Genomic DNA, 13591 nt, shown 5'->3' on the forward strand with positions numbered 1-13591 from the left:
GGTGCGGTATGGTTAATGACTCACTGATACCGCTGAAAACAGAAACAGGATGCAAGACCTGTCCTGAAATAAGCTTTCCTTCAGTGGCTTAATACGCCTCAGGCACTGGATAAATAACCATGATATAATGCGCCTCGTTTCAGAAAAGAGGGGTTCTGGTGAGCACTATTCGCGCTGGCTTTTTGCTAACGCGCCACTGGCGCGATACGCCCAACGGCACCGAAATCGTGCTATGGCTGGCAACGGATCAGGGTCCGCAGCGTCTGGTGCTGCCGCCCCAGGAATCTGTTGCCTTTTTGCCCGCCGAATACCAGCAGCAGGCGCAGCGGCTGCTGACTGATGAACGTCACTGGCGGTTAACGCCGCTTGCGCTGAAAGATTTTCGTCAGCGTCCGGTGCTGGGCCTCTATTGTTCTCAGTATCGCCAGCTCCAGCGGCTGGAAAGGCTGCTGCGCGATAACCAAATTCCGCTGTATGAGGCGGATGTGCGTCCGCCCGACCGCTTCCTGATGGAGCGCTTTATCACCGCGCCGGTCTGGTTCAGCGGCGAACCCGCAGGCAACGATCTGATTAATGCCCGCCTTAAACCGCATCCCGACTATTGCCCGCCGCTGAAGTGGGCTTCGCTTGATATTGAAACCACCCAGCATGGCGAGCTTTATTGTATCGGCGTGGAAGGCTGCGGTCAGCGCATCGTCTGGATGCTGGGGCCGGAAAACGGCGATGCCAGCCAGCTCGATTTTGAGTTGCACTATGTCGCCAGCCGCCCGCTGCTACTGGAAAAGCTAAACGCCTGGTTTGCCGCGCACGATCCTGACGTCTTAATCGGCTGGAACGTGGTGCAGTTCGATCTGCGCGTGTTGCAAAAACACGCCGACCGTTATGGCATTCCGCTACGGCTGGGGCGCAATCAGCAGCCGCTGGAGTGGCGCGAGCATGGCTTTAAGCCCGGCATCTATTTTGCGCAGGCGGCAGGCCGCCTGATTATCGACGGCATCGAGGCGTTGAAATCCGCTTTCTGGAACTTCGACTCGTTTAGTCTGGAATCGGTTTCGCAGCAGCTGCTGGGCGAAGGCAAGGCGATTAATAATCCGTGGCAGCGGATGGAAGAGATCAATCAGCGCTTCGCCAACGATAAACCCGCGCTGGCGCGCTATAACCTGAAGGATTGCGAGCTGGTGACGCGCATCTTCCAGAAAACCGAGCTGATGCCCTTTTTACTGGAGCGCGCCAGCGTCAACGGCCTGCCGGCGGATCGTCACGGCGGCTCGGTGGCCGCTTTCAGTCAGCTCTATTTTCCCCGTATGCACCGCGCTGGCTTTGTCGCGCCCAATCTCGGCGAAATAGCGCCGGAAGCCAGCCCCGGCGGCTATGTGATGGATTCGCGTCCCGGCCTGTATGATTCGGTGCTGGTGCTGGATTATAAAAGCCTCTATCCCTCGATTATCCGCACTTTTCTGATTGACCCGGTGGGGCTGATCGAAGGGCTGGCGCATCCACAGGATGAGGCTTCGGTGCCCGGTTTTCGGCACGCGCGCTTTTCGCGTCATAATCACTGTTTGCCCGCGATGGTTAACCAGATATGGCAAGGACGCGAAGAGGCGAAACGCCAGGGCAACCAGCCCTTATCGCAGGCGCTGAAAATCATTATGAACGCCTTCTATGGCGTGCTGGGCACCAGCGCCTGCCGGTTCTTCGATCCCCGTCTCGCCTCGTCGATTACGCTGCGCGGCCATGAAATCATGCAGCAGACGCGCCAGCTGATAGAAGCCGAAGGGTTTGACGTTATCTATGGCGATACCGATTCCACCTTTGTCTGGCTGAAGTCATCCCATGACAGCGCCAGCGCAGACGCCATCGGACGGCGGCTGGTCAACCATATCAATCAGTGGTGGCACAGCCATCTACAGACGGAATACCAGCTGGAAAGCGCGCTGGAGCTGGAATATGAAACGCATTTTGTGCGCTTTCTCATGCCCACCATTCGCGGCGCGGAACAAGGCAGCAAAAAACGCTACGCCGGTTTGATTCGCGAAGGCGATCGCGAACGCATGGTGTTTAAGGGCCTGGAAACAGTACGCACCGACTGGACGCCGCTGGCGCAGCAGTTTCAGCAAGAGCTGTATGGCCGCATTTTTCGTGGTCAGCCGTGGCAGGATTATGTTCGCAGCACGGTGCGGCAGCTGCTGGACGGCGAGCTGGATGCGCAGCTGGTGTATAAAAAGCGCCTGCGGCGTCCGCTGCATGAGTATGAGCGTAATGTGCCGCCGCACGTGCGCGCCGCGCGTCTGGCGGATGAGCAAAATAAAAAGCTGGGACGTCCGTTGCAGTATCAAAAAGGCGGCGCGATTCGCTATGTCATCGCCACTTCCGGCCCGGAGCCGCTGGAAGCGCGCACCTCGCCGCTGGACTACGATCATTACTTAATTAAGCAGCTTCAGCCGGTCGCTGATGGGATATTACCTTTTGTCCAGGCTGACTTTGCTACACTGATTACCGGGCAGCTGGGGCTTTTTTGACAGGTGACGAATCCATTGCCTTCCAGTACCATAGCGCCCTTCCTGAACTTCACCGCTCCTGAGCACCTGCCAGACACCTTTTTGCCTGGCCGCAACGCTATTGTCCGAGCGGGAGCATGACATCTGTTATTACGAGAATCGAGCTAAATATCTATGCCTTTTACACTTGGTCAACGCTGGATCAGCGACACGGAAAGCGAACTGGGACTGGGAACTGTGGTTGCACTGGATACCCGTATGGTTACCCTGCTTTTCCCTGCTACCGGTGAAAACCGTCTCTATGCCCGAAATGATTCTCCCATTACCCGTGTGATCTTCAATCCCGGCGACACCATTACCAGCCATGAAAGCTGGCAGCTGGAAGTGGCTGAAGTGCGCAATGATAATGGTCTGGTAACCTATATCGGTACCCGTCTGGATACTCAGGAGCCTGTAGAGCTGCGCGAAGTCCTGCTTGATAGCAAGCTGGTATTCAGCAAGCCGCAGGATCGTCTGTTCGCGGGTCAGCTTGACCGCATGGATCGTTTTGCGCTGCGTTTTCGCGCTCGTCGCTATCAGAGCGAGCAGTACCGTTTGTCCATCAGTGGCCTGCGCGGTATGCGCACCAACCTGATCCCGCATCAGCTGCATATCGCCCATGATGTGGGCCGTCGTCATGCGCCGCGCGTTCTGCTGGCGGATGAAGTGGGCCTGGGTAAAACCATCGAAGCCGGGATGATTATTCATCAGCAGCTGCTGGCGGGACGCGCCGATCGCGTGCTGATTGTGGTGCCGGAAACGTTGCAGCATCAATGGCTGGTGGAGATGCTGCGTCGCTTTAACCTGCGCTTTTCGCTGTTTGACGACGCGCGCTATGCCGAAGCCCAGCACGACAGCGATAACCCGTTCGATACCGAACAGCTGGTGATCTGTTCGCTTGATTTTGTGCGCCGTAATAAGCAGCGTCTGGAGCTGCTGGCGGAGGCCGAATGGGATCTGCTGGTGGTGGATGAAGCGCACCATCTGGCGTGGAGCGAAGGCGAGCCGAGCCGTGAATATCAGGTGATCGAGCAGCTGGCGGAGCAGATCCCCGGCGTGCTGCTGTTGACGGCAACGCCTGAGCAGCTCGGCATGGAGAGCCACTTTGCGCGTCTGCGCCTGCTGGATCCCGATCGTTTCCACGATTTTGAGCAGTTTGTCGCAGAACAACAGAATTACCGTCCGGTGGCCGATGCGGTTGCTACGCTGCTGGAAGATAAGGCGATCGACAACGAAGGCATGAACGCCATTAGCGATCTGATCGGCGAGCAGGATATCGAGCCGCTATTGCAGACGGCTAACGGCAAGGGCGACGGCAAGCAGGCCGCGCGCGAAGAGCTGATCCGTATGCTGATGGATCGCCACGGCACCAGCCGCGTGCTGTTCCGTAATACCCGTAACGGCGTGAAAGGTTTCCCGCATCGTACGCTGCATCAGATCCGTCTGCCGTTGCCGACGCAGTATCAGACAGCCATTAAGGTGTCCGGCATTATGGCGGCGCGTAAATCCGCTGAAGAGCGCGCCTACGATATGCTTTACCCGGAGCAGATTTATCAGGAGTTTGAAGGCGACAGCGGCACCTGGTGGAATTTTGATCCGCGCGTCGAATGGCTGATGGGCTATCTGACCAGCAATCGTGATGAGAAGGTGCTGGTGATCTGCGCCAAGGCGGCGACCGCCTTGCAGCTGGAGCAGGTGCTGCGCGAGCGTGAAGGTATTCGTGCCGCCGTGTTCCATGAAGGACTTTCGCTGATCGACCGCGACCGCGCCGCTGCCTGGTTCGCCTCGGAAGAAGATGGCGCGCAGGTGCTGCTCTGCTCGGAAATCGGTTCTGAAGGCCGTAATTTCCAGTTCGCCAATCGACTGGTGATGTTTGATCTGCCGTTTAACCCTGATTTGTTGGAGCAGCGTATCGGTCGTCTCGATCGTATTGGTCAGGCGCGCGACATTGAAATCATGGTGCCTTATCTGGAGAAGACCGCGCAGTCGGTGCTGGTGCGTTGGTATCACGAGGGGCTAAATGCGTTTGAACAGACCTGCCCGACCGGCCGCACCGTGTACGATAGCGTCCACGATCGGTTGATTAGCTATCTGGCCGCGCCGGAAGACAATGAAGGGCTGGATGAATTTATTCAGTCATGCCGTAAGCAGCATGATGCGCTGCGTTCCCAGCTGGAACAGGGTCGTGACCGTTTGCTGGAGCTGAACTCCAACGGCGGCGCGAAAGCTGAGGCGCTGGCCGATGAGATCCGCCTGCAGGATAATCATATTGAGCTGGTGAATTTCGCCCTGAATCTGTTTGATATTGTCGGCATTAATCAGGAAGACCGCAGCGATAATCTGATTGTGCTGACGCCGTCCGATCATATGCTGGTGCCTGATTTTCCGGGTCTGCCGGAGGAAGGCTGTACCATTACGTTCGATCGTGAGCAGGCGCTGTCGCGTGAAGATGCGCAGTATGTGACCTGGGAGCATCCGATTATTCGTAACGGCCTCGATCTTATTCTGTCGGGCGATACCGGCAGCTGCGCGCTGTCGCTGCTGAAGAATAAGGCGTTGCCGGTGGGTACACTGTTGATTGAGCTGGTTTATGTGGTTGAGGCGCAGGCGCCGAAACATCTGCAGCTGACCCGTTTCCTGCCGCCGACGCCGATGCGTTTGCTGGTGGATCGCAAGGGTACCAATCTGGCCGATAAGGTGGAGTTTGAGAGCTTTAACCGTCAGCTGAACGCGGTGAATCGTCATAATGGCAGTAAGCTGGTGAACGCGGTGCAGCAGGATGTGCATGCGATTCTTCAGCTGGCGGAGCCGCAGGCAGCGGAAGCGGCGCGTAAGGTGATTGACGCGGCGCGCGCTGAGGCCGATGAGAAGCTGAGTGCCGAGCTGGAGCGTTTGCAGGCGCTGAAAGCGGTTAACCCGAATATCCGTGAAGATGAGATCGCCGCGCTGGAGAGCAATCGCAGCGAGGTGTTAGCCAGCCTGAACGATGCCGGTTGGCGTCTGGATGCGCTGCGTCTGATTGTTGTTTCTCATCAATAAGCTAACCGGAGAACGCACAGGTGATGGAACCGTATAATCCGCCGCTGGAACCCTGGCTGCATATTTTGTATCAGGACGATCACATTATGGTGGTCAATAAGCCGAGCGGGTTATTGTCTGTGCCTGGGCGTCTTGAGGAGCATAAGGATAGCGTGATGACGCGCATTCAGCGCGATTTTCCGCAGGCGGAGTCGGTGCATCGTCTGGATATGGCGACCAGCGGCGTGCTGGTGGTGGCGCTGACGAAAGCCGCAGAGCGTGAGCTGAAGCGTCAGTTTCGCGAGCGTGAGCCGGAGAAGAGTTATGTTGCGCGTATTTGGGGGCATCCGCCGAAGGATGAGGGTTTGGTGGATTTGCCGCTAATTTGCGACTGGCCGAATCGTCCGAAGCAGAAGGTCTGTTTTGAGACCGGTAAGTCGGCGCAGACGGAGTATCTGGTGCTGGAGCGGGCGGCGGATAATAGCGCCCGTATTCAGCTGAAGCCGATTACCGGGCGTTCGCATCAGCTGCGTGTGCATATGCAGGCGTTAGGGCATCCGATTTTAGGCGATCGTTTTTATGCGCATGATGAGGCGCTGGCGATGGCCTCGCGTTTGCAGCTGCACGCGGAGTGGTTAACGATTACGCATCCCGCGTTTGGCAATAAGATGACGTTCCGCCAGCCTGCGGATTTTTGACGGGTTTGCGGGCGCGGATTGCATCGACTGGTGGTTCGGGTGATTGCGCGGCGGGGTTGTGTCGCTGAAGGTTAGGTGATCGCGCGGCGGGGTTGCGTTGCTGAAGGTTAGGTGATCGCGCGGCGGGGTTGTGTTGCTGAAGGTTAGGTGATCGCGCGGCGAGGTTGCGTTGCTGAAGGTTAGGTGATCGCGCGGCGGGGTTGTGTTGGCTGGATGTTTGTGGGGCGTCAGCGGCGGGCGGGTCGTTCCGTAAAGACGCAAAAGACGTCATCCATGACAGCTCGGCCCGCGCCGTCCATGGCGCGGGACGCTTTACTACACGACCCGCCCGCCGCATCCCATACTTCTGAGTCGCCTGTTCGCCGCTTCCCACACTATTGCGTTGTCTGCTTGCCGCTTTTCAGATCACTGAGTCATCTGTTCGCCGCTTCTCATACTATCGAGTCGCCTGTTTATCGCTTTTCAGACCACTGAGTTATCTGTTCGCCGCTGATCTAACAGCGATGTGGTTTTTGTTGGTTAAGTATCGCAGTACGGGATTGAGGGAGTGGGAGGGCCGGGGCCGTGAGGCGGACCTCCCGCGCCAGGGAAGGCGCGGGCGGAGGCCCCAGGGATGGGTGCATGCCGTGCCGCCGATGGCCCCGGCCCTCCCGCGACCAGCACGAACCTGTCACAAACTAACGTATAAACCTCGCAACCAGCACGAACCAGGCTGCAAACTAGCGCCCGCCCCCGCAACCAGCACGAACCTGCCGCAGACCAGCGCCAAAGTTTCACCACCAGCACGGACCAGACAGCAGACTAACGCCCGCCTGCGCAGCTATTTAAAATTGCGCTCCCGGCGAATCAAATCCCAGGCGGCCTGAATCTCCTGCGCCTTCTGCTTCGCCATCTCCATCATCTCCGGCGGCAGCCCCTTCGCCACCAGCTTATCGGGATGATGCTCCGCCATCTGCTTACGCCAGGCGCGCTTAATCGTCATATAATCATCGCTGGGTTTCACCCCTAACACCTTACAGGCCGCTTCCAGCGTCGGGCCCTGCTGCGCGCCATAACTCGGCCCGCCCTGCCCGGCTCCGCCCCATGAATGATAGCCGCCGCCAAACTGCTGACCGCCCTCCATCATGCGCAGAAACTGATCGAACTGCGTGCGCGAAATGCCTAACTCCTCCGCGATCACATATAACACCTGACGCTCATTGGGATGCAGCGAACCATCTGCGAATGCAGCCTGAATCTGAATCTCTAAAAACATACGAATCAGATCAAAACGGCCAAAACAGGCGCTACGCAGCTCGCGCAGCTTATTGCGCAACGGATAATGACTCTGCTTACCTTCACGAAACGCCTGCTGCGCCTGCGTACGCGCCGCGCCGTGCAGCTGCATCCGATCCATCTGCTGCGAAGCGATCTGGATATCGGCTTCGGTTACCCGCCCTTTTGACTTGGTAAGATGCCCCATCACCTGAAAGGTGGTGCGGAAAAAAATAGATTGCCGGGTCTGATTATTCGAGAACCAGGCCTTTCCCTGCGCTGCACGGACTTTATCGACTAAGTGACCCAGCACCAGCCCTATCAGCAGCCCCCAAAAGCCCGCGCCAGATAACAATCCCAGCAGCAGACCAATTACTTTTCCCCAATAGCGCATATACTCCTCAATTCGCCATGCCGAAGGCTAAAAATTGCATTATCATACCTGTCATTTATCCCACTGCCTAACGGCAACGCGGACAGACAAGGATTAACACTGGCGCAACGCAGTTCAGTACGTTAGTCTCTGACCGTTTTGTCGGCATGATGCCAGTAATTACGGAATTCTCGATACCGCGTATGAAAAAACGTATACCCACACTGCTGGCCACAATGATTGGCGCAGCGCTTTATAGTCAGCATGCTCTCGCCGACGATTTAATGTCGCAGTGCATGCTGGGCGTACCCAACTATACTCGTCCCGTGGTTCAGGGTGACGCCAATCAACTGCCGGTAACGATACATTCTGATGATGCGAAGGGTAACTATCCCGACGATGCGGTATTTACCGGCAACGTAGATATCCAGCAGGGCAACAGCCGCCTGCAGTCTGATGAAGTTCAGCTGCATCAGCGCCAACAGCCAGGCCAGACTGCCCCGCTGCGCACCGTCGATGCACTGGGTAATGTTCACTATGATGACAACCAGGTGATCCTGAAAGGGCCAAAAGCCTGGTCTAACCTGAATACCAAAGATACCAACGTCTGGAACGGCGATTATCAAATGGTTGGCCGCCAGGGACGCGGTACTGCCGATCAGATGAAGCTGCGTGGCGACAACCGCTATACCATCCTGGAAAACGGCACCTTTACCTCATGCCTGCCCGGCAGCAATAGCTGGAGCGTGGTTGGCTCGCAGGTGATTCAGGATCGTGAAGAGCAGGTTGCGGAAATCTGGAACGCACGCTTTAAAATCGGCGCGGTGCCGGTGTTTTACAGCCCCTATTTGCAGCTGCCGATCGGCGATCGCCGCCGCTCGGGCTTCCTGATCCCGAACGCGAAATACAGCGACAATGATGGCTTTCAGTTTGCACTGCCCTATTACTGGAACATCGCGCCGCAGATGGATGCCACCATCACGCCAAACTATCAGAGCAAGCGCGGCCTGCAGTGGCAGAACGAATTCCGCTATCTGACCACCGCAGGCGCGGGCCTGATTGAGTTTGACTATCTGCCAAGCGATGACGAATACAAGCGTGACGAAGCGGCGCGCGGCAGTGACGACGGCGATTCCAACCGTTGGCTGTTCTTCTGGCGCCATTCCGGCGTTTATCAGCAGCACTGGCGCTTTAACGCCAACTACACCAAAGTCAGCGATCCTTATTACTTCAACGATCTTGACTCGGAGTACTACTCCACCACCGACGGTTATGCCACGCAGAAATTCAGCGTTGGCTATGCGGACACCAACTGGGATGCCACCCTTTCCAGCAAAGATTTCCAGATCTTTGATACCAACCGCACCAGAAACATTTATCGTGCGCAGCCGCAGTTCGACTTTAACTATTACAAAAATGATATCGGACCGTTTGATACCCATCTCTATGCGCAGGCGGTGCAGTTCACCAACGTAAACGACGATCTGCCGGATGCGGTACGTCTGCACCTGGAACCCACCATCAACCTGCCGCTGGCTAACGACTGGGGCAGCCTGAACACCGAGGCGAAGCTGCTGGCGACCCACTACCAGCAGAGCAACGTTGATTACTATAATTCCCGACCGGGCAACGCGAATAACCAGCTAAAAGAAGACGTTAACCGCGTCATGCCGCAGTTCAAAGTGGATGGCCGCATGGTGTTTGAGCGCAATATGAACTGGGCGGAAGGCTATACCCAGACGCTTGAGCCGCGCATGCAGTATCTTTATGTCCCTTATCGCGACCAGAGCCATATCCAGGCGTATGACTCCACGCTGCTGCAAACGGACTACACCGGCCTGTTCCGCGATCGCACTTACAGCGGTCTGGATCGTATCGCTTCAGCCAACCAGGTTGCCAGCGGCCTGACCACGCGTATTTATGATACCGATCTGGTTGAACGTTTTAACCTGTCTGTAGGTCAAATCTACTCGTTTACCCCGTCGCGCACGGGGCTGAACGCTACCAGCGAGGAAGATGACACCGGCAGCCTGATCTGGGCCGGTGACACCTGGTGGCGCGTCAGCGACCGTTGGGGCGTACGTGGTGGCGTTCAGTATGATACGCGTCTGGATAATGTTGCGCAGGGCAACGCGGTGGTGGAATACCGTCGTGACGCTGACCGCATGGTGCAGCTGAACTACCGTTACAGCAGCCCGGAATATGTGGCCAGCGCGCTGAACCGCAACATTACCAACAACCCGATTTACGAAAACGGTATTTCGCAGGTTGGGATGACGGCCAGTTGGCCAATTGCCGACTCCTGGGCAGTAGTAGGCGCATACTACTATGATACCAAGGAGAAAAAGGCGGCTGAGCAACTGGTGGGCTTGCAGTATAGCTCCTGCTGTTATGCCGTCCGCGTGGGTTACCAGCGTAAAATCAACGGCTGGGAAAAAGACGACAGTAAGTACGAAAACCAAATCTCATTCAACATTGAGTTGCGTGGCCTGAGCCCGAACTACGGCCTGGGTTCCAACCAAATGCTACGTCAGGGCATTTTGCCTTACCAGCGCGCTTTCTGATGTTGTAATGTTTGACAGGCAAACCCGCTGTGCGGAAAGAAAATGGAAAAAGTATGAAGAACTGGAGAATGCTGATACTGGGTGTGGCGCTGGCCGCTAACACCGCGATCGCAGCCCCGCAGGTAGTCGATAAAGTCGCCGCCGTGGTCAATAACGGCGTCGTTCTGGAAAGTGATGTTGATGGCATGATGCATTCGGTGAAAGCGCAGGCGCAGCAGGCTGGACAGCAGCTGCCTGATGACCGCACGCTGCGCCATCAAATTGTCGAACGTCTGGTGATGGATAACATTATCCTGCAGATGGGCAAGCAGATGGGCGTACAGATCTCCGATCAACAGCTGGACCAGGCGATTACCAATATCGCGGCGCAGAACCATATGTCATTGGATCAGATGCGCAGCCGTCTGGCCTATGACGGCGTGAACTATAGCGCCTACCGTGAGCAGATCCGCAAGGAGATGCAGATTGCGGAAGTACGTAACAATGAAGTGCGTCGTCGCGTGACCATTCTGCCGCAGGAAGTGGATACGCTGGCAAAACAGGTTTCCGCGCAAAACTCGCAGGGCACCGAACTGAATGTCAGCCACATCCTGCTGCCGCTGCCGGAAAACCCGACGCAGCAACAGGTGGACGAGCAGGAAACGCTGGCGAAGCAGCTGATGGGCGAGCTCAACAGCGGCGCTGACTTCGGTAAGCTGGCGGTGACCTACTCCGCCGATCCGCAGGCGTTACAGGGCGGCAACATGGGCTGGGGCAAGATCGAAGAGCTGCCTACCCTGTTTGCGCGCGCGCTGAGCACGGCGAAAAAAGGCGACATCGTCGGCCCGATTCGCTCCGGCGTCGGCTTCCATATCCTGAAAGTCAACGATCTGCGTGGCGAGCAGCAGAATATCTCGGTAACTGAGGTACATGCGCGTCATATTCTGCTGAAGCCGTCACCGATTATGACCGATGACCAGGCGCGCCAGAAACTGACGCAGATCGCCAGCGACATCAAGAGCGGCAAAACTAACTTTGCGGCCGCCGCTAAGCAGTTCTCTGACGATCCGGGCTCGGCTAACCAGGGCGGCGATCTCGGCTGGAGCTCACCGGAAATCTTTGATCCGGCCTTCCGTGATGCGCTGTTGCGTCTGCATAAAGGCGAAACCAGTCAGCCGGTTCACTCCTCTTTTGGCTGGCATCTGATTCAGCTGCTGGACACGCGTCAGGTTGATAAAACCGATGCGGCGCAAAAAGAGCGTGCTTACCGCCTGCTGTTTAACCGTAAGTTCGCTGAAGAAGCGCAAACCTGGATGCAGGAACAGCGCGCCAGCGCCTACGTGAAAATCCTGGGTAGCCATGCTCAATAATGCTCGCGTAGTTATCACTCCCGGCGAACCCGCCGGGATTGGTCCCGACGTTACGCTGGCGCTGGCGCAGCGCGACTGGCCGGTTGAGCTGGTGGTTTGCGCCTCACCTCAGCTGCTGACCGCGCGCGCGCAACAGTTAGGCCTGCCGCTGACGCTGCGGCCATACCAGCCGGGCACCGCTGCCCAGCCACAGCGCGCGGGCACGTTGACCGTGCTGCCGGTTGAGCTGGCGGCGCCGGTCAACGCCGGCGAGCTGGCGGTGGCGAACAGCCACTATGTGTTGGAAACGCTGGCACGCGCCTGCGACGGCTGCCTTAGCGGTGAATTCTCTGCCTTGATTACCGGCCCGGTGCATAAAGGCGTGATTAACGATGCCGGTATCGCCTTTAGTGGCCATACGGAGTTTTTTGCCGACCGCGCCGCCTGCGAGCGCGTGGTGATGATGCTGGCGACCGAAGAGTTGCGCGTGGCGCTGGCAACCACCCATCTGCCGTTGAAAGCGGTGGCCGACGCCATTACCGAAGCCAGCCTGCATGAAGTGATCACCATCCTGCATCAGGATCTACAGCGTAAATTTGGCATTCCTCAGCCGCATATTCTGGTTTGCGGCCTGAATCCACACGCGGGTGAAGGCGGACATATGGGCCGCGAAGAGATCGACACCATTATTCCGGCGCTGGATAAATTGCGTCAACAAGGCATGCAGCTCACTGGCCCGCTGCCAGCGGATACGCTATTTCAGCCCAAATATCTTCAGCATGCCGATGCGGTTCTGGCGATGTATCACGATCAGGGCCTGCCGGTGTTAAAATATCAGGGCTTTGGCCGCGCGGTGAATATCACCCTCGGCCTGCCATTTATCCGTACCTCCGTTGACCACGGCACCGCGCTGGAACTGGCCGGTCAGGGCAACGCCGATGCGGGAAGCTTCATCACGGCGCTTAATCTCGCCATCAATATGATCAAAGAAGTCAATGAATAATCGCGTCCACCAGGGTCATTTCGCCCGCAAACGTTTTGGGCAAAACTTCCTTAACGACTCTTACATTATCGAAAGCATCGTTGCCGCTATCCATCCGCAGCGTGGCGAAGCGATGGTGGAGATTGGTCCCGGCCTTGGCGCCCTGACCGAACCCGTCGGCGAACGCCTTGATGCGTTAACCGTTATCGAACTGGATCGCGATCTGGCTGCACGTCTGCAGACCCATCCTTTCCTTGGGCCTAAGCTGACTATTTTTCAGCAGGATGCCATGACCTTCGATTTCGCTCAACTGGCGGCCGATCGCGGTCAGCCGCTGCGCGTCTTCGGCAACCTGCCCTACAACATCTCCACGCCGTTGATGTTCCACCTTTTCAGCTATACTAGTGCGATCAAAGATATGCACTTTATGCTGCAAAAAGAGGTGGTCAACCGCCTGGTTGCTGGCCCGGACAGTAAAGCCTATGGACGCTTAACCGTCATGGCGCAATATTATTGTCAGGTCATTCCGGTACTGGAAGTGCCGCCGGAATCCTTTACGCCCGCACCAAAAGTGGATTCCGCCGTGGTACGTTTGGTTCCGCACGCGGTGCAGCCAAATCCGGTTAAGGATGTGCGCGTGCTGAGCCGCATCACCACCGAAGCCTTCGGCAAGCGCCGCAAAACGCTGCGCAATAGCCTTGGCCATCTGTTCAGCGCTGAGGTAATGGAAAGTTTGGGTGTTGATGGCAGCCTGCGTGCGGAAAATGTTACCGTTGCGCAATATTGTCAGTTAGCAAACTGGTTATCTGCGCATCCCGAGCCGCAGGAGAGTTAAAC

The 13591-nt window shown here is 57.0% G+C and carries 8 protein-coding genes; 7 read left to right on the top strand and 1 reads right to left on the bottom strand.

All coding sequences use genetic code 11. From position 1 onward, the window contains the following. Window positions 1–158 precede the first annotated feature (158 nt). From polB to rluA, 3 genes are all read left to right on the top strand, one after another. Window positions 159–2519, top strand: a complete 2361-nt coding sequence (polB, locus tag J2X14_RS08355; protein ID WP_352410762.1) for a DNA polymerase II — start codon at window positions 159–161, stop codon at window positions 2517–2519. Between the two features lie 153 nt (window positions 2520–2672). Continuing rightward, on the top strand, window positions 2673–5576 hold the full coding sequence (gene rapA / locus J2X14_RS08360) for an RNA polymerase-associated protein RapA (RefSeq protein WP_352410763.1): 2904 nt from the start codon (window positions 2673–2675) through the stop codon (window positions 5574–5576). 23 nt (window positions 5577–5599) lie between these two features. Further along, window positions 5600–6253 carry a bifunctional tRNA pseudouridine(32) synthase/23S rRNA pseudouridine(746) synthase RluA gene (rluA, locus tag J2X14_RS08365; RefSeq protein WP_352411076.1) on the top strand — a complete coding sequence of 218 codons (654 nt, stop codon included), beginning with the start codon at window positions 5600–5602 and terminating at the stop codon, window positions 6251–6253. An 820-nt stretch (window positions 6254–7073) separates the two neighbouring features. On the opposite strand, the gene djlA is transcribed toward rluA, so the two are convergent. Beyond that, a complete protein-coding gene (djlA, locus tag J2X14_RS08370; protein WP_352410764.1) occupies window positions 7074–7901 on the bottom strand; it encodes a co-chaperone DjlA in 828 nt (275 codons plus the stop codon). A gap of 182 nt (window positions 7902–8083) precedes the next feature. Between djlA and lptD the strand changes: the two genes are divergently transcribed. The 4 genes from lptD to rsmA are packed head-to-tail and all read left to right on the top strand — an operon-like array spanning window position 8084 to window position 13589. Further along, window positions 8084–10444, top strand: a complete 2361-nt coding sequence (gene lptD, locus J2X14_RS08375; protein ID WP_352410765.1) for an LPS assembly protein LptD — start codon at window positions 8084–8086, stop codon at window positions 10442–10444. Between the two features lie 53 nt (window positions 10445–10497). Then, the gene (gene surA, locus J2X14_RS08380; RefSeq protein ID WP_352410766.1) at window positions 10498–11793 is read left to right on the top strand and encodes a peptidylprolyl isomerase SurA; all 1296 of its coding nucleotides are present in this window, start codon (window positions 10498–10500) and stop codon (window positions 11791–11793) included. Continuing rightward, window positions 11783–12775, top strand: coding sequence for a 4-hydroxythreonine-4-phosphate dehydrogenase PdxA (gene pdxA / locus J2X14_RS08385; RefSeq protein WP_352410767.1), 993 nt, complete (start codon window positions 11783–11785; stop codon window positions 12773–12775). The genes surA and pdxA overlap by 11 nt, the downstream gene beginning before the upstream one ends. Next, window positions 12768–13589: a 16S rRNA (adenine(1518)-N(6)/adenine(1519)-N(6))-dimethyltransferase RsmA gene (rsmA, locus tag J2X14_RS08390; protein ID WP_352410768.1), complete on the top strand. Its 822-nt coding sequence runs from the start codon at window positions 12768–12770 to the stop codon at window positions 13587–13589. The genes pdxA and rsmA overlap by 8 nt, the downstream gene beginning before the upstream one ends. The last annotated feature ends 2 nt before the right edge of the window (window positions 13590–13591 follow it).

It is taken from the genome of Mixta sp. BE291, assembly GCF_031457955.1.
Classification (GTDB): Bacteria; Pseudomonadota; Gammaproteobacteria; order Enterobacterales; family Enterobacteriaceae; genus Mixta.

Bases quoted from the DNA above. Each gene is read 5' to 3' on its own strand.
- rapA (WP_352410763.1), top strand. From the start codon at position 2,673: ATGCCTTTTACACTTGGTCAACGCTGGATCAGCGACACGGAAAGCGAA.
- rluA (WP_352411076.1), top strand. From the start codon at position 5,600: ATGGAACCGTATAATCCGCCGCTGGAACCCTGGCTGCATATTTTGTAT.
- djlA (WP_352410764.1), bottom strand. From the start codon at position 7,901: ATGCGCTATTGGGGAAAAGTAATTGGTCTGCTGCTGGGATTGTTATCT.
- lptD (WP_352410765.1), top strand. From the start codon at position 8,084: ATGAAAAAACGTATACCCACACTGCTGGCCACAATGATTGGCGCAGCG.
- surA (WP_352410766.1), top strand. From the start codon at position 10,498: ATGAAGAACTGGAGAATGCTGATACTGGGTGTGGCGCTGGCCGCTAAC.
- pdxA (WP_352410767.1), top strand. From the start codon at position 11,783: ATGCTCAATAATGCTCGCGTAGTTATCACTCCCGGCGAACCCGCCGGG.
- rsmA (WP_352410768.1), top strand. From the start codon at position 12,768: ATGAATAATCGCGTCCACCAGGGTCATTTCGCCCGCAAACGTTTTGGG.